The organism is Massilia sp. GCM10023247, from assembly GCF_042653325.1.
Classification (GTDB): Bacteria; Pseudomonadota; Gammaproteobacteria; order Burkholderiales; family Burkholderiaceae_D; genus Telluria.
In genome coordinates, this window is sequence record NZ_JBHSIB010000006.1 from 1 (window position 1) to 15,788 (window position 15,788).

The 15,788-nt window shown below is 68.2% G+C and carries 13 protein-coding genes and 1 pseudogene; 8 read left to right on the forward strand and 6 right to left on the reverse strand.

Features of this window, described 5'->3' with window-relative positions; genetic code table 11:
• The 5 genes and pseudogenes from ACFPAH_RS02720 to ACFPAH_RS02740 all read left to right on the forward strand — a co-directional run.
• Positions 1–380 (forward strand): annotated as a pseudogene (locus ACFPAH_RS02720) (hypothetical protein); the annotation flags it as partial.
• Positions 380–820, forward strand: coding sequence for a DUF3305 domain-containing protein (locus ACFPAH_RS02725; RefSeq protein WP_379740252.1), 441 nt, complete (start codon positions 380–382; stop codon positions 818–820). The pseudogene ACFPAH_RS02720 and the gene ACFPAH_RS02725, both read left to right, overlap by 1 nt.
• A gap of 9 nt (positions 821–829) precedes the next feature.
• Entirely contained in the window at positions 830–1,645 is an 816-nt protein-coding gene (locus tag ACFPAH_RS02730; RefSeq protein WP_379740255.1) for a DUF3306 domain-containing protein, read from the forward strand.
• 9 nt (positions 1,646–1,654) lie between these two features.
• Positions 1,655–3,328 carry a 4Fe-4S binding protein gene (locus ACFPAH_RS02735; RefSeq protein WP_379740258.1) on the forward strand — a complete coding sequence of 558 codons (1,674 nt, stop codon included), beginning with the start codon at positions 1,655–1,657 and terminating at the stop codon, positions 3,326–3,328.
• 123 nt (positions 3,329–3,451) lie between these two features.
• Complete coding sequence (locus ACFPAH_RS02740) at positions 3,452–5,131, forward strand: AMP-binding protein (protein WP_379740261.1); 1,680 nt, start codon at positions 3,452–3,454, stop codon at positions 5,129–5,131.
• Positions 5,132–5,194: 63 nt separating this feature from the next.
• Here the strand turns inward: ACFPAH_RS02740 and ACFPAH_RS02745 are convergent, their stop codons facing one another.
• The gene (locus ACFPAH_RS02745) at positions 5,195–5,743 is read right to left on the reverse strand and encodes a GNAT family N-acetyltransferase (protein ID WP_379740264.1); all 549 of its coding nucleotides are present in this window, start codon (positions 5,741–5,743) and stop codon (positions 5,195–5,197) included.
• Between the two features lie 280 nt (positions 5,744–6,023).
• On the opposite strand from ACFPAH_RS02745, the gene ACFPAH_RS02750 reads away from it, so the two are divergent.
• The 3 genes from ACFPAH_RS02750 to ACFPAH_RS02760 are packed head-to-tail and all read left to right on the forward strand — an operon-like array spanning position 6,024 to position 8,263.
• On the forward strand, positions 6,024–6,512 hold the full coding sequence (locus ACFPAH_RS02750; RefSeq protein WP_379740267.1) for an SET domain-containing protein: 489 nt from the start codon (positions 6,024–6,026) through the stop codon (positions 6,510–6,512).
• Positions 6,513–6,528: 16 nt separating this feature from the next.
• Positions 6,529–7,734, forward strand: coding sequence for a nicotinate phosphoribosyltransferase (pncB, locus tag ACFPAH_RS02755; RefSeq protein WP_379740269.1), 1,206 nt, complete (start codon positions 6,529–6,531; stop codon positions 7,732–7,734).
• A gap of 49 nt (positions 7,735–7,783) precedes the next feature.
• The gene (locus ACFPAH_RS02760) at positions 7,784–8,263 is read left to right on the forward strand and encodes a DUF4019 domain-containing protein (RefSeq protein ID WP_379740272.1); all 480 of its coding nucleotides are present in this window, start codon (positions 7,784–7,786) and stop codon (positions 8,261–8,263) included.
• Here ACFPAH_RS02760 and ACFPAH_RS02765 read toward each other — a convergent pair.
• The 5 genes from ACFPAH_RS02765 to ACFPAH_RS02785 form a co-directional block, all read right to left on the reverse strand.
• Positions 8,260–8,904 (reverse strand): hydrolase, encoded by a 645-nt coding sequence (locus tag ACFPAH_RS02765; protein WP_379740275.1) that lies wholly within the window; start codon positions 8,902–8,904, stop codon positions 8,260–8,262. The genes ACFPAH_RS02760 and ACFPAH_RS02765 overlap by 4 nt on opposite strands.
• Positions 8,905–9,113: 209 nt before the next feature.
• Positions 9,114–10,253 carry a DNA topoisomerase IB gene (locus ACFPAH_RS02770; protein WP_379740278.1) on the reverse strand — a complete coding sequence of 380 codons (1,140 nt, stop codon included), beginning with the start codon at positions 10,251–10,253 and terminating at the stop codon, positions 9,114–9,116.
• A gap of 83 nt (positions 10,254–10,336) precedes the next feature.
• A complete protein-coding gene (locus ACFPAH_RS02775; RefSeq protein ID WP_379740281.1) occupies positions 10,337–11,965 on the reverse strand; it encodes a Na+/H+ antiporter in 1,629 nt (542 codons plus the stop codon).
• A 187-nt stretch (positions 11,966–12,152) separates the two neighbouring features.
• Positions 12,153–14,384 carry an ATP-binding protein gene (locus tag ACFPAH_RS02780; RefSeq protein WP_379740284.1) on the reverse strand — a complete coding sequence of 744 codons (2,232 nt, stop codon included), beginning with the start codon at positions 14,382–14,384 and terminating at the stop codon, positions 12,153–12,155.
• Entirely contained in the window at positions 14,381–15,571 is a 1,191-nt protein-coding gene (locus ACFPAH_RS02785; RefSeq protein WP_379740287.1) for a pyridoxal phosphate-dependent aminotransferase, read from the reverse strand. Before ACFPAH_RS02785 ends, ACFPAH_RS02780 begins: the two co-directional genes overlap by 4 nt.
• Positions 15,572–15,788: the final 217 nt, after the last annotated feature.

The window sequence follows — 15,788 nt, forward strand, 5'->3', positions numbered from 1 at the left end:
CCCCGGTGGCCGGCAGCCCGGCGCCGAACGCGGCCAACGCCGCGCCGGTCGTGCCGGCCTCGGGCGCGGTGCCGGCGGCCGTGCAGACCACCGGCGTGGCCGTCACCGGCACGCCCATGCCGGGTGTGGCGCCGCGCGCCACCGGCGTCTCCGCCAATACCATCACGGGCACGCCGGCCGGCAATGCAGCGGCCGCTCCCGGCGGCGGCGCCGCGCCGCGCAGTCCGCAGGCGCTGCAGTCGGCCAACGTGCCGATCAAGAGCGAAAAGCTCGGCACGGCCGCGCCGAGCACGGACGTCAAGAACAGGCCGACCGGGTCGGTCAAGGCCGGCGCCTCGCCGGCGGTCGACAAGGGCAACGCGAAAGAGACGAAAAACTGATGAAAATGTCCAGCATGCCGATCGCGGTCATCATGCAGCGCCGCAAGGTTGAACACCGCTGGGCCGACGAGGCCTGGGCTGCCGTCGGGGTCGTGCCCGACCGCGGCAACCTGCCGCCGCTGCAGGTGCTCGGCGAAAGCCCGGAGCGCGACTACTACCTCGTCTCCGGGCTCGAGCTCGAGCTGTATACCGACGAGAACGAGGGCTACTACGAAAACTGCATGGCGCCCGAGTCGAAGGTATTCGTCCTGTGGCGCATGATCGACGGCCGCGCGATGCCGGTACGCGCCTCGGTCAGTTATGTCGAGGGTACGCGCATGTTCGACTCCGGCGAAGCGGCCGACGGCGTGACCATGCCGGCCGACATCTATGCATGGCTGGCCGGCTACCTGCGCGAGCACTACACGCCGCGTCCGCGCCGCGGCCGCCAGCACGGGTAAGGAGGCAGGATGCCCGAAGAAGGATTCCTGCGCCGTTGGGCGCGCGTCAAGGCAAGCGGCCCCGAGGCGCAAGCCGAGGTGCAGGCTCAGGTACAAGCCCAGGCACAGGCAAAGGTAGAGACCAAGGCGCAGCCGCCGGCCCGGGCGCTGGAAGCGCCGGCGGCAGTCGCGCCTTGGCCATGGGGCAGGGCCGGCGATACCCTGCCGGAGACCGCCGCGCCTGCCGCCGAGCGGGCCGATGCGCCCGCCACCGGGCCCGCGGATGGATCCGGGCGCGCCTCGCCCACGCTGGAAGACGTGGCGCGGCTCACGCCCGACTCCGACTATTCGATTTTCGTCGGCCAGGGTGTCGACAAATCCGTGCAGCGCCTGGCGCTGAAAAAACTGTTCGCCGATCCGCACTTCAATGTCCTGGACCGGCTCGACATGTACATGGACGACTACAACATCCCGAGCCCGGTATCGGCCGAGATGCTGGCCCAGCTCGACCATGCGCGCAGCGCCCTGCGCCGCTTCGTCGAGGAGCCTGCGGCCGCGCTGGCGGCCGACGGCAGCACCCCGGCCGAGGCCCTTGCAGCGGCCGATCCGCTCGAAGCGGCGCCGGAGCGCGGCGCACAGGAAGCAAACCCGGCAGACCCGGCACACGAAGCGCACCCGGCACACGAAGCACCCGAAACACACACTGCACCTTCGCATAAGGAAGCCGCGCTTGCCGCGGCCGCCCACGAGGATGGCGCGCCCGGCGAGCTGCCGGCCGCCACTCCCGGCGGCGCGCCCACGCACGACAACGGCCCCATTCCACCGTCCACACCAGCATTTGCCTGAAAGCCAAGCATGAACATCCGATTTCTAGAAGGGCAGGCCGGCGACCCCCTGCAGGAACGCCGCAATGCCCTCGCCAAGACGGCCGCCATCCTCGCGGCCGAGGCCATCGCCCCGTTCGAACCGGGCAGTTCCGTCAGCTACCGCTCCGGTGGGCGCACGCTCGTCGTCGGCAGTTCGGCCCAGGCCTTGCCCTGGGCCGACCACCTCGCCAACAGCCTCCCGGTGACCTTGCTGCTGCTCGACAACGTCGACGTCGGCGAACGCCCGTATCCGGTCTTCGTCGCGCGCGCGGTCGCGGTCGCCGGCTGGCTGGGCGCCTTCGAGGCGCGCTGGCAGGCGCCCGGCCAGCCGGCCGAGCAGGGCAAGTTCGACCTCGTGCTCGACCTGTGCCCGAGCCCGCTGATCGCCAGCCATCAGCCGCCGCATGGCTATTACGCGCCCGGCTTCGATGACGCCGCGCGCCGCCTGGCCGCCGCCGAACTGATGGAGATGGTGGGCGACTTCGAGAAACCAAAATATTTCGCCTACAAGGAGCGCCTCTGCGCCCACAGCCGCAACGGCCTGACCGGCTGCACGGCCTGCGTCGAGATCTGCTCGGCCAAGGCGATCTCCAGCGCCGGCGACCGCATCAAGGTCAATCCCTACCTGTGCGCCGGCTGCGGCGCCTGCACCACCGTTTGCCCCTCGGGTGCGCTCGGCTATGCCTACCCCTCGGCGGCGCATACCGGCAGCCGCATCAAGGCGGCCCTGCGCGCCTACCGCGAGGCCGGCGGCGAAGACCCGGTGCTGCTGTTCCACAGCGAAGGCGGCGCGCCGCTGATCGAAGCGGTGGGGGCGGATGCCGCCACCGGGGTCCCGGGACGCGTGATTCCGATGGCCCTGCACCATACGGCATCGACCGGCATCGACGTCTGGCTGGCGGCCCTGGCTTACGGCGCCGCCGGCGTCACGGTACTGATGACGGCGGCCGAGGCCCCGCAGTATGCCGCCGCGCTCGACACCCAGATGCGCATCGCCGAGACCGTGCTCGAGGGACTCGGTTATGCCGGCCCGCATTTCCAGCTGTTGCGCGTGAGCGCCCCGGAAGAGCTGGCGGTGGCCCTGCAGCACGCGCCGCGCGGCGAGGCGCCGGCCGAGATGGCGACCTTCAACCTGGCCGCGGAAAAGCGCAATACGCTCGACTACGCCCTCGACCACCTGTTGCGCCATGCGCCGCAGCCGGTCCGGGAAGTGGCTTTGCCGAAGGGCAGCCCGTTCGGCGCGATTGCCGTCAACAAGCAGTCCTGCAGCCTGTGCATGGCCTGCGTCGGCGCCTGCCCGACGTCGGCCATCATGGACACGCCGACCGCGCCGCAGCTGCGGTTTGTCGAGCAGAACTGCGTGCAGTGCGGCCTGTGCGCGAATACCTGTCCGGAGAACGCGATCACGCTGGTGCCGCGCATGGCCTTCGGCGAGGCGCGCAAGCAGACCGTGGTGCTGAACGAATCGCAGCCTTTCCACTGCATCCGCTGCAACAAGGCCTTCGGCACCGTGCAGATGATCGAGAACATGCTCGGCCGCCTGTCCCAGCACAGCGCCTTCGCCGGCCACCTCGACCGGCTGCGCATGTGCGGTGACTGCCGCGTGATCGACATGATGCAACCCGAAGGCGAATTCGCCGTACCGCTGCGCCGCCCGGTCTGACCGGGCCGTCGTCAAGACAGAGCACGGCTTTTTGCATGGAACTCCTGTGGCCTGCAAAGCCGTGGCAAAATGTGCGCAAACAGACAACGCACGGCGAGCACCGCCGGCAGCACAGGAGACACCATGACCCCTTACCAGCGTTTCGTGCAGGCACGCGACTTCCTGCAACAGCATCGCCTCGACTACGACACCGCCTACCGCGACTACAAGGCTCCCCAGCTCGACGCCTTTAACTGGGGCCTCGATTACTTCGACCACGAAGCGAAGGACAACCACACCCCGGCGCTGTGGGTGGTCGAAGAGGACGGGCGCGAACAGAAGATCTCGTTTGCCGACATGGCAGCCCGTTCGAGCCAGGTCGCCCAGTACCTGCGCCAGTGCGGGGTGGAGCGCGGCGACCGCGTGCTGCTGATGCTGCCGAACCGCGTCGAGCTGTGGGAAATCATGCTGGCCGGAATCAAGCTGGGCGCGGTGCTGGTGCCGACCACGATGCTGGTCTCGACCGCCGACCTGCAGGACCGCATGGACCGGGGCCGGGTGCGCCACGTGATTGCCCAGGTATCGGAAGCGCACAAGTTCGCGGACTTGAGCGGCAACTTCACGCGCATCGCCGTCGGCGGCAAGGTCGATGGCTGGCACGATTTCGACGATTGCCGCCGCGTGCTGAGCGTCTTCACGCCGCAAGGCGAGACCCGCGCCACCGACCCGCTGCTGCTCTACTTCACCTCGGGCACGACCGCCAAGCCGAAGCTCGTGCTGCACAGCCAGCAGAGCTATCCGGTCGGGCACCTGTCGACCATGTACTGGATCGGGCTGCAGCGCGGCGACGTGCACTGGAACATCAGCTCGCCCGGCTGGGCCAAGCACGCCTGGAGCTGTTTCTTTGCGCCCTGGAACGCCGGCGCCACCGTCTTCGTCTACAACTACGAACGCTTCAGCGCCAAGGCCGCGCTCGAGACCGTCATGCGCTGCGGCGTCACCTCGCTGTGCGCGCCGCCGACCGTCTGGCGCATGCTGATCAAGGAAGACCTGACGCAGTGGCAGCCGCCGCTGCGCGAACTGGTCGGCGCCGGCGAGCCGCTCAATCCGGAAGTGATCGAACAGGTCGAGCGCGCCTGGGGCATCCGTATCCGCGACGGCTTCGGCCAGTCGGAAACGACCGCCCAGATCGGCAATCCGCCCGGCCAGCCGCTCAAGCCCGGCTCGATGGGGCGTCCGCTGCCGGGCTACCGCATCGCGCTGCTCGACGCCGACGACCAGCCTGCCAGGGAAGGCGAAATTTCCGTGCGGCTGGATCCGCATCCGCTGGGGCTGATGATGGCCTACGAGGGCGACGAGGAAAAGACCGCGGAGGTCATGCGCGCCGGTCATTACCACACCGGCGACACCGCCTACGTCGACGAGGATGGTTATTACTTCTACGTCGGCCGCAACGACGACGTGTTCAAGTCCTCGGACTACCGCATCAGCCCCTTCGAGCTGGAAAGCGTGCTGGTCGAACACGAGATGGTGATGGAGGCGGCCATCGTGCCGAGCCCGGACGCGCTGCGCCTGTCGGTGCCGAAAGCCTTTATTACGCTGCGCCAGGGCGTCGAGCCCAGCCGCGAGCTGGCGCGCGAACTGTTCGCCTTTGCGCGCGAACGGCTGGCCCCCTACAAGCGCATCCGCCGCATCGAGTTCCGCGAGCTGCCGAAAACGATTTCCGGCAAGATCCGCCGGGTGGAATTGCGCAAGCAGGAAGCGACGCGCGACACGGTGCCGGGCACCGGCATCGAGTTCCGGGAAGAAGACCTCGGCAACTGAGGGGCGCCGGCGCGCGCAGCTCAGGCGCGCCGTCCGTCATGCCGGCGCCCTGGAAGAGGGAGGTCAGCCGGCCAGTTCCGAGCGCAGCAGCCCATAGACGAGCTGGTCGACGAAGACGCCGTTCAGGCACTCGCCCTGGCGCAGCAGGCCTTCGCGCGTAAAACCCAGGCGTTCGGCCAGGCGTATGCTGGGCGCGTTCGTCGCGGCGCAGCGCAACTCGATCCGGTTGAGCTGCATCGACGCGAACGCATACGCGAGCACTGCCCGCACCGAGCGCAAGGCAATGCCCTTGCCGCCAGACTCGCTGCCGAGGAAAAAGCCGATCTCCGCCTTGCTGTCGCCGGCATCGATGTCCTTGAGGCGCACGGCGCCGCACAAGCTTGCGCCGGCGAACACGTGCCATTCGAGCGTTTCCCCGCGAGCGGCCCGTCCGGCCGCGTTGTCGAGATGGGCGCGCGCAGCATCGACCGAGGACAGGGCGGCCACCGCAGGCAGATACGCGCCCAGGTGACGACTGTTGCGCGCGACCAGCGATGCGAGCAGGGCGGCATGGTCGACCGCGACGGGAACGAGGGAGAGATCCGAATCAGCTTCGAGAGCAATGGCTTTCACGGGCGTCCTTGCGGTGAGGGCGGCAGCGCGAGCCTGCGCCGGCCTTGTCGGGGAGCCGATGTGCCCGCAGGCAGGCATCGGCGCAAGCGGCATGATAACAGGGCGCGCCCTGCGGGCGAATGCGCGCAGGCGGCCGTGATAAGCTGCTTGCAGGACATCCGGGCAGCCTGCGTCCGCGCGCAGTGGGCGCTGATGCTCAAGTGCGGCACGGCGGCCCGAAACGTATCATAATAGTAACGATTTCAATTGCGCACAGCGCCATCCGCCACCCGAACCTTCCATGCCCAGCAAATCCGCAGCCAAGGCCGATCCGGCCTATGAAGTCAGACAGTCCCCGATCCACGGCAACGGCGTCTTTGCCCGGCGCTTCATCGATGCCGGCGAACGCATCATCGAATACCGCGGCGAGCGCATCAGCTGGGAGGATGCGACCCAGCGCGCGGCGGACCGTGGCGGTCCGATCAACCACACCTTCTACTTCAGCCTGCACGACGGGCGCGTGATCGACGGCGGCAGCCGCGGCAACGAGGCGCGCTGGATCAACCACGCCTGCTCGCCCAATTGCGAGGCCTATGAGGAAGACGGGCGGGTCTATATCCACGCACTGCACCCGATCGAGCCCGGCGAGGAACTGAACTACAACTATGCGCTCATCTACGACGAACGCCACACGCCGGCGCTGAAAAAACTGTTCGCCTGCCGCTGCGGTACGCCCGGCTGCACCGGTACCATGCTGGCGCCAAAAAAGCGTCAGCGAAAAAAGGCCTGAGGCCAAGGAAACACGCATGAAGCCCATCGTCCACAGCCTGCTGGAAACCGACCTGTACAAATTCACGATGTGGCAGGCGCTGCTGCACCGTCATCCGAACGCCCACGGCGAATATGAATTCCGCTGCCGTAACGAGCCCGCCTATCCGCTGGCCGAACTGAAGGAAGAAGTCGAACGCGAACTCGACCACCTGTGCGAGCTGCTGTTCACGGACCAGGAAATCGAGTACCTGCGCAACCTGCGCTTCATCAAGAGCGACTTCGCCGACTTCCTGACGGTGTTCCGCTTCCAGCGCAAATTCGTCACCGTCGAGACCGACGGGCCGCACCTGCGCATCCGTGCCTGCGGGCCGATCGTGCACGTGATGGGTTTCGAGATCTATGTGCTGTATATCGTCAACGAACTGTATTTTCGCCGCTTCGACCAGCAGGCAGCGTTGGAGGAGGCGAGGCGCCGCCTGGCCGGCAAGATCGAGCAGCTGCGCGCATTCGACCAGGAGCCCAAGCGCGCCAATCCTTTCGAGTTCTTCGACTTCGGCGTGCGCCGCCGCTTTTCCGGCGAGTGGCAGGACGAGGTGGTCTCGACGCTGGCGCGCGAGCTGCCCCAGTTCTTCCGCGGCACCTCGAACGTGCACCTGGCGCGCAAGTACAACCTGGTGCCGATCGGGACCATGGCCCACGAATACATGCAGGCTTTCCAGGCATTCGGAACCCGCCTGCGCGATTTCCAGAAGGCGGCACTCGAGGACTGGGTGCAGGAATACCGCGGCGACCTCGGCACCGCGCTGACCGACGTGGTCGGCATGGATGCCTTCCTGAACGACTTCGACCTGTATTTCGCCAAGCTGTTCGACGGCCTGCGCCACGATTCGGGCGATCCCTTCGAATGGGGCGAAAAGGCGCTGGCGCATTACGCCAGGCTGCGCATCGATGCGCGCACCAAGCGCCTCGTGTTTTCCGATGGGCTGACCGTGCCGAAAGCATTGAGCCTGTACCGCCATTTTGCCGACCGCACCATGACCGGCTTCGGCATCGGCACCCAGCTCACCAACGACACGCCCTACAAGGCGCTCAACATCGTCATGAAACTGGTACGCTGTAACGGCCAGCCGGTGGCCAAGCTGTCCGACACCGCCGGCAAGTCGATGAGCAACGACGAAACCTTCCTCGCCTACCTGCGCCAGGTGTTCAACCACGCCGAGCCGAGCGCGGAAGGCGCCTGAACCCATTCCCACAGCGCGCCGCTGCACGGCGCTACGAAAGGAGATCGCCTTGAACAAGCTTGCCGCACTCGTCCTGGCCTCTGCCGCCTGCGCCGTCCCGGCTGCCCATGCGCAGCCGGCGGCCGGCACGCCACCGGCCGCCACGCCGCCGGCCGCCTCCGGCGCCAACCCCGAGACCGCCGCGCACATTGCCGCCGCCAGCGAGGCCGCCAGGCGCTGGCTGGCGCTGATGGATGCCGGCAAGTCGGCCGACGCCTGGGATGCCGGCGCGCCGGCCCTGCAGGCTGCCGTCGCCCGCGCGACCTGGGGCGATGTGGGCAAGTCGGTGCGCGCGCCGCTGGGCGAGGTCAAGTCGCGCAGGGAAACGTCGAGCGTGTTCACGCGGACGCTGCCCGGCGCGCCGGAAGGGGAGTACGTGGTGATCCAGTACGCCACCGATTTTGCCGCCCGCCCGGGCGTCATCGAGACCGTGGTGCCGATGCGCCAGCCGGACGGCAGCTGGAAGGTGACGACCTACCGCATTCGCTAGCCCTGGCGCGCTTTTCCCGGCTCTTTTCCCGGCCTGAAACCGTCCCAGTGTTCGAACACGTCCATGAATCCGGGAACGGTTTGCGTTCGCGCCCAGTCGCGCTGCAGTTCGCAGTAGAGCTGGGTCTTGCTGATGATCCTGGCACCAGCCTGCTCGACGCGGCGCAGGGCCGACTCGTGGGCGACCACGGAAGTGCCGCCCACGGCGTCGGCGAGGGCATACACTTCGTAACCTTCTTCGATGGCGTCGAGTGCGGGAAAAGCCAGGCAGGCCTCGGTCCAGAGCGCAGCCATGATCAGCTTTTTGCGTCCGGTTGCCACGACGGCCTGCTTGAACTCGACGTCCTCCCAACTGTTGATCGTCGTCCGGTCGTAGACCGGATAGTCTTTTAGCAAGTCCATCAGCGGCTCGATCGGGGGCTTGTTCTTGCCCGTCGTAACGTTGACGGACGAATGCACGATCGGCAGCTTGTAATTGAGCGCGGCCTTGACGCTGTGAACGATATTGAAGACGAGTTCGTTTTGATCCATCGAACGAATCGAACTGACCTGGATCGGCTGGTAATCGATCAGGATGAACGTCGCATTCTGCGGCGTCAACAGGTGGTCCTGGAGCGGATCACGGACAGGTGTGCTGGTCATCGTCAACCTCCATGCGATGAAAACGGGATCGGGAATACGGGCGCTGTCCATTGCTCATGTAGCGGCCCCTCTCCGGAAGTGTCCGCGTCGAGCACAGCCTACCCGATTGACCGGTCCGGTTTCCCTCGGTCGGGACACAGGCCAGCGTACTCCCAAGTGGGACCTGCCGCCGTACCCGCGCGTTCAATCGTGCGCAGCGGCGCCCGGCGTCATGCCGCCCGCGATTGGGGACGTGACTGCGGTCGTGACCCGGCGGCCTCGGCATCGTGCGCCAGGCGCTGCTGGAGCATGGCCAGCACCGCCGCCTCCTCGGGCTGCAGCGTATGCAGTTCGTCGACCAGTTGCTGTTCGGTGCGCTCGCGCATGGCTTCCAGCACCGCGCCGTCCAGGTAGGCGTCGAGGACGGCCGGGTGCACATAGCACTTGCGGCAGACCGAGGGGGTGTTGCCGAGCTTCTCGGCCACCGATTCGATGGCGCGCACGATGTTTTTCTTGGCCTGGGTTTCGGAGTCGAACTTCTCGAATTCCTGCAGCGCGAGCGCGGCCAGCACCGTGCCAGACCAGGTGCGGAAATCCTTGGCCGTGTAGTCTTCGCCGGTGATGCCGCGCAGGTAGTCGTTGACGTCGCTCGAATCGACGCTGTGGGTTTCGCCGTCCTCGTCGATGTACTGGAACAGTTCCTGTCCCGGCAGCTCGCGCGTATTGCGGATGATGCGGGCCAGGCGCCGGTCGTGCACGTGGATCTTGTGGTACACGCCGCTCTTGCCGCGGAAGCGGAACTCGACGTCGCTGCCGTCGACCTTCACGTGGCGGTTGCGCAGGGTCGTCAAGCCGAACGACTTGTTGGTGCGCGCGTATTCCTCGTTACCGACCCGCATCATGGTCGCCTCGAGCAGGTAGACGATGGTGGCCAACACCTTTTCGCGCGGCAGGCCGGGCAGCTTCAGGGCACGGTCGACCTCGCTCCGGATCAGCGGCAAGGCCTGGCCGAAGTTGATCATGCGCTCGTATTTGGCCTCGTCGCGCACGCTGCGCCATTTCGGGTGGTAGCGGTATTGCTTGCGCCCGCGCGCATCGCGCCCGGTCGCCTGCAGGTGGCCGTTCGCTTGCGGGCAGATCCAGACTTCGGTCCAGGCCGGCGGGATGGCGAGCGACTTGATGCGCTTCTGCGTGGCCTCGTCCTCGACCGGCTCGCCCTTGGCGGAATAGTAGCGAAAGCCTTCTCCCTCGCGCTCGCGCCGGATGCCGGGGCGGTCGTCGTGCACGTAGCGCAGGCCGGCCGCCTTGGCGGCGGCGGGCGGATCGCTGAGCGGCGCCGGGTCAGCCGGCTGGCGGTCGTCTAGGGTCATGGCGGCAGTCGAGAGTGGAACACGCCCGGCCGATCTTACGCCACCTGCGCGGGCGCACTGTTCGGGAGCGCACGTATGCGCTGCTAGCGGTAGCGTGCCTCGACGAGATCGATCTCGCGCAGCAGTTTGCGCGCCGTGGCGTCCGACAGCGCATGCCGGTGCACCATCGCCAGGATCGCGCTCCTCTCGGCCTGCAGGGCGGCCAGCCGGTATTCGCGCTCGGCGCCTTCGGCCACGCGCGCGCGCGCCGGATCGAGGCTGTCGGCGGCCCCGAGCCGGTGCTCGTAGATGCCGCGCACGTGGTCGATCGCGCTGGCGTAGACGTCGGCGTCGCTCTCGCGGTCGAGGTGGGCGTGGCCGGCCTTTTCGATGGCGGCGATGGCGGCCATGGCGGCATCGTGGCGCGCCTGGTCTTCCTCGGCCGCCTCGGTCGATTCCTCCGGCACCTCGAGCCCGCGCAGCACGCGCGGCAGGCCGATGCTCGCTACCAGCAGCGAGACGATGATGACCGCGCTGGCGTAGAAGATGGCGAGATCGCGTGCGGGGAAGGGGGCGCCGCCGGGCATGGCCAGGGGCAGGGTCAGCACGCCCGCCAGCGTGATCGCGCCGCGTACCCCGGCCAGCGAGGTGGCCAGCACGAGGCGGAAGTTCGGCTGGTAGGCGTGGCGCTGGTGGCGCCGCGCCGTGAGCAGGGTCAGGCGCAGCGAGACCCAGACCCAGGCCAGGCGCAGCAGGATCAGCGCCAGGCTGATCGCCAGCGCGGTGCCGGCCAGCGACCAGGGCGTCATGCTGGCGTCGGGCCCGGCGTCGCGCAGCGCGCGCTCCACGATGTCGGGCAACTGCTCGCCGAGCAGGACGAACATCACGCCGTTCAGCGAAAACTGGACCGTGTCCCAGACCACGGCGCGCCGCACGCGGGTCGTGGCCAGCGCCCGCCCCGACAGCTCGACATAGCTCATGGTGATGCCGGCGGCGACCGCGGCCAGGATGCCGGAGGCGTCGATGTGCTCGGCGGCGAGGTAGGCGCCGAAGGGAATCAGGAGGTTGACCAGGATCGGCGAGCCCGGCTCCTCGCCGAAGCGGGTGGCGATCACGCGCTGGGCGAAGGACACGGCGAGCGTGATCGCCACCCCGCAGCCGATCCCGGCCAGCGCCACCCAGAGGAAGGTGAGCGAGGCGCTGGCCAGCGAAAAGGTCCCGGTGAGGGCGGCGGCAACGGCAAACCGGAAGCACACCAGGCCGGTTGCGTCGTTGAGCAGCGACTCGCCCTCGAGAATGTGCATCAGGCGCCGCGGCACCGGCACGCGCGCCGTGATCGAGGCCACCGCCACCGGGTCGGTCGGGGCGACGATGGCCGCCAGCGCAAAGGCGACCGGCAGCGGCATCGACGGCACCAGCCAGTGGATCAGGTAGCCGGCGCCGACCACGGTGAACACCACCAGGCCGAGCGCCAGTTCGAGGATGGTGCCCTTGTCGCGGAACAGCCCGACCTTGGGGATGCGCCAGCCGTCGAGGAACAGCAGCGGCGGCAGGAACAGCAGGAAGAAAATCTCGGGTTCGAGTATCACCCCGTGTTCGAACACGCCGGCGATGGTCGCCCCGAGCCCGATCTGCACCAGCGGCAGCGGCACGCCGAAAGGCAGCATGCGCACCAGGTAGCCGCTTCCGATTACCGCCAGCAGCATTGCCAGCACCACGCCTACCGATTCCATTCCCGCTCCATTGATGTGTAGGGTGGGCGGGTCCGCCGCCCACGCGTTCGACGAAAAGCAACCCATTCGCGATATTTCGTCGGCCGCTTGAACGCGTGGGCGGGGGGACCCGCCCACCCTATGGCGCCTTCGGCTGCCCCCGCGGGCAATATGTCACGGCCGCGTCCTCCGTACGAAATGCCAGATCTTACCTCGGGTGCTTCTCCGCCGCCGCCTCGGCCAGCAGGCCCGACAGCTCGGCCGTATTGACCGGCTTGACGACGTAGTGGTCGAAGCCGGCCGCCATCGCGGCGTCGCGGTCCTGCTGGCGGCCGTAGCCGGTGGCGGCGATCAGCATGGCGTTGGTGGCCTGCGGCAGGCGGCGCAGGCGGCGCGCCAGTTCGTTGCCGTCGAAGTCGGGCAGGCCGATGTCGAGCAGGCAGACGTCGGGCGCGAACACGCGCGCGACGTCGACCGCGACGGCGCCGCAATAGGCGATCTCGACCTTGTGGCCGGCGGCCTCGAGGAAGAGCTGGAGGGTGTGGACCGCGTCCAGGTTGTCGTCCACCAGCAGCACCTTGAGCGGGCGCGCGGGCGGCGGCTGGCCGACACTCTGCGCCACCGTCAGCGGCGCTTCCTGGCTGTGGCGCGGCAGGCGCACCGAGAAGGTGCTGCCCTTGCCGAGGCCGGGACTGGCGGCCCGCACGGTGCCGCCGTGCAGCTCGACCAGGCTCTTGGCCAGCGCCAGGCCCAGTCCCAGCCCGCCCTGCGAGCGGTCCGGGGTGCGCTCGGCCTGGGTGAACAGGTCGAACACGCGCGCCACCAGCTGCGGCTCCATGCCGATGCCGTCGTCGGTCACGGTCATCAGGTAGTCCGGCCCGTCGACCGTCAGGCGCAATTCGATGCGCCCGCCCTCGGGCGTGTACTTGGTCGCGTTGTTGAGCAGGTTCGCCACCACCTGCACCAGGCGCTTGTGGTCGCCCTTGACGAGGGCCGGCTCCGCCAGCAGGTCGAGCACGACGCTGTGGCGGCGGGTCGTGATCAGCGGGCGGATCTGTTCGGCCGCGTCGTCGATCACCTGGCGCAGGTCGAGCACCTGGGTCGAAATGGATACCAGGCCGCGCGTGACGCGCGAGACGTCGAGCAGGTCGTCCACCAGCCCGGTCATGTGCTCGACCTGGCGCGCGATGATGGCGCAGGTCTGGGTAATTTGCGCGTTATCCGAGTGCAGCAGCTTGAGCAGGTGCGCGCCGGTGCTGATCGGGGCCAGCGGATTGCGCAGCTCGTGGGCGAGCATGGCCAGGAATTCGTCCTTGCGCTGGTCGGCCGCGCGCAGCTCGCGTTCGGCCTGGCCGCGCGCGGCTTCCTTCTTCTGCAGCGCGGCCGCCATTTCGTCGAGCGCCTCGGCCAGCTGGCCGATTTCCTCGCGGCCGTAGGGGATGCCGGAACGCGCATCGAGCTTGCCGGCGGCGATGCTGCGCGCGGTGTCCATCAGCTTGCGCACGCGCTGCACGATCAGGACATCGCCCGCCAGCCAGGCCGCCAGCAGCGCCAGCATGGTGGTTGCGGCCAGGCCGATCAGCGACATCAGCTGGGCGCGCCGGGCGCCGGCGGTGACGGTTTCGACCGGAATGCCGATCGTGATCGTGTAGTCCGACAGGGCGGACGCGCCCACCCGCGCGAACGTGTGCAGGCGCTCGACGCCGTCGTCCCCGCGCAGCACCAGCGCCTTGCCGCCGGCGCTGCGCATGGCCTCGCGCAGGGCGGCGGACACCTTGGTGCCGAACCAGCGCTCGGGGTCTGGGCGGCGCGAGATGATGCTGCCGTTGGCGTCGCTCGTCACCAGGATCGAACCGGGCGGCAGGTTGATGTCGGCCACGAAGGTATCGAGGGCCGCCAGGTCCATGGCCGCGAACACCACGGCGACGACGCGGCCGGCGCGGTCGATCACGGGGTAGGTGAGGTTGATCGTATGGCGCCGGATCACGCGCCCGAACACGTAGTCGCCGGCGATGAAGCGGCGCTCGAGGATGGCGCGCTTGAAATGGCTGCGGTCGCCCAGGTTGACCGGGTGGAGCATCGGCACCGCGCTGCAGCTGACGTTGCCGTCCATCTGGATCAGGCCGAAGTTGGCATAGCCTTCGTTGCGGTCGAGGACATCGGCCAGCAGCGCGTTGCAGCGCGGCGTCTCGCCCAGCAGGTCGGGCACGCTGGCCAGGTCGACCAGGATCTGGCGCGCGCGCTCGATCGATTGGGCTTCGTTGGCGGCAGCCAGGTTGGTCAGGCGGCGCAGGTTTTCCTCGGAGGCTTCGATCGCCTGCTCGCGCTCGCGCACGCCGCCCAGGATCGTCATCAGGGCCAGCGGCAGGATCGCCAGCGCGACCAGCAGCATCAGGCGGCTGCGCAGGCTGCCCGACCTGAAGAACGCGCCCGAGGTCATCGGGCGGCCGCGCGGTCGGCTGCGAGCTCAGTGGCCGACTGAGCGGCGAGGCGGTCGCCGAAGGCCACCAGCCGCCGCACCCCTTCCATCAGCGTGAACACGTCGTCGCAGATGTAGCCGATGCGGATGAAGCCGGGCACGCCGAGCGCGTCGCCCGGCATGATGGCCACGCCTTCCTCGGCCAGCAGGCCTTCGGCGAAAGCTTCCGTATCGTGGGTCAAGGAGCGCACGTCGCCCCACAGGTAAGGCCCGGAGTCGGGGCATTGCATGCTCAGCCAGGGCACCTCGCGCAAGTGGCGCAGCACCGTGTCGCGCCGCTCCCGGTATTCGTCGACCATGTGCTGCTGGACGCCGCAGTCGAAGGCGGCGACGGTGGCGACCTGGGCCAGGTGCGACGCGGCCGCGGTGATCGGTCCCTGCAGCGTCTGCATGGCGCCGGCAATCTCGGCCGGGGCCAGCGCGAAACCGAGGCGCCAGCCCATCATCGCATAGCTTTGCGAGGCCGAGAACAGCGTCACGACGCCGAGCGCGCGCCAGTCGCACAGGGTGGCGAAGCTGGTGTGGACGGGGCCGAAGCTGAGGTGTTCGTAGCTTTCGTCGACGATGGCCTGGGCGCCGATGGCCTCGATCCAGCGCGCCAGGTGTCCGAGTTCCTCGCGGTCGAAGACCTTGCCGGTCGGGTTGTGCGGGTTGTTGATGATGACCAGGTCGGCCTTCGGCGCCGCTGCCAGCGCGTCGGGCGTGATCGTGACCGGCAGGTCGACCAGCACCGGACGCAGCCCGAGCAGCTGGCAGGTGGTGACGTAGGCCGGCCAGTGCGGCTTGAAGATCAGCACGCTGTCGCCCGGATCGGTCATCGCGTAGAGCGCTTCGTACAGCGCCTGCTTGGCGCCATTCGTGACGATGATGTCGCTGGCCTCGGCCTGGATACCGTTTTCGCGCGCCAGTTTGGCGCACAGGCTGCGCCGCACGTCGAGCGCACCGGCAACGCCCGTGTAGGGCATGGTGCGCTCTTCCTGCACGGCGCGCGTCACGGCGTCGAGCACCGGCGCCGGAGGAGAAAAGTGCGAGATCGCAATCGAGAAGTCGATGATGCCCATGCCTTCGTTGCGGAAGGCTTCGACACGGCCATGCATGGCGGTCGTTGCCAGCGGACGGGATGCGGCGATGCGGCGTGAGATCTTCATCTTGTTCTGTACCGTAATGAGGTTGGACCAACTGTGTCCGGGGTGGCTTCTCCATGCCACAACATTTCCTGATTGTACTAAAGATTCGTTCCCCGTCCAGCCCAATCGGAAGCAATCGAAACCACCCGTTCCGGGCCTGTCCGCAACCCGGCATGCGGGCGGTCGCAAGCGCCCCGGCGGGCGGGCGCCGCAGGCTCGGGCTTTCTGGTACGGTGGC

What these genes read in the sequence shown, in the direction of transcription:
- ACFPAH_RS02765 (WP_379740275.1), bottom strand. Translation starts at nt 8,904, where the DNA reads ATGACCAGCACACCTGTCCGTGATCCGCTCCAGGACCACCTGTTGACG.
- pncB (WP_379740269.1), top strand. Translation starts at nt 6,529, where the DNA reads ATGAAGCCCATCGTCCACAGCCTGCTGGAAACCGACCTGTACAAATTC.
- ACFPAH_RS02730 (WP_379740255.1), top strand. Translation starts at nt 830, where the DNA reads ATGCCCGAAGAAGGATTCCTGCGCCGTTGGGCGCGCGTCAAGGCAAGC.
- ACFPAH_RS02750 (WP_379740267.1), top strand. Translation starts at nt 6,024, where the DNA reads ATGCCCAGCAAATCCGCAGCCAAGGCCGATCCGGCCTATGAAGTCAGA.
- ACFPAH_RS02775 (WP_379740281.1), bottom strand. Translation starts at nt 11,965, where the DNA reads ATGGAATCGGTAGGCGTGGTGCTGGCAATGCTGCTGGCGGTAATCGGA.
- ACFPAH_RS02780 (WP_379740284.1), bottom strand. Translation starts at nt 14,384, where the DNA reads ATGACCTCGGGCGCGTTCTTCAGGTCGGGCAGCCTGCGCAGCCGCCTG.
- ACFPAH_RS02785 (WP_379740287.1), bottom strand. Translation starts at nt 15,571, where the DNA reads ATGAAGATCTCACGCCGCATCGCCGCATCCCGTCCGCTGGCAACGACC.
- ACFPAH_RS02735 (WP_379740258.1), top strand. Translation starts at nt 1,655, where the DNA reads ATGAACATCCGATTTCTAGAAGGGCAGGCCGGCGACCCCCTGCAGGAA.
- ACFPAH_RS02770 (WP_379740278.1), bottom strand. Translation starts at nt 10,253, where the DNA reads ATGACCCTAGACGACCGCCAGCCGGCTGACCCGGCGCCGCTCAGCGAT.
- ACFPAH_RS02725 (WP_379740252.1), top strand. Translation starts at nt 380, where the DNA reads ATGAAAATGTCCAGCATGCCGATCGCGGTCATCATGCAGCGCCGCAAG.
- ACFPAH_RS02740 (WP_379740261.1), top strand. Translation starts at nt 3,452, where the DNA reads ATGACCCCTTACCAGCGTTTCGTGCAGGCACGCGACTTCCTGCAACAG.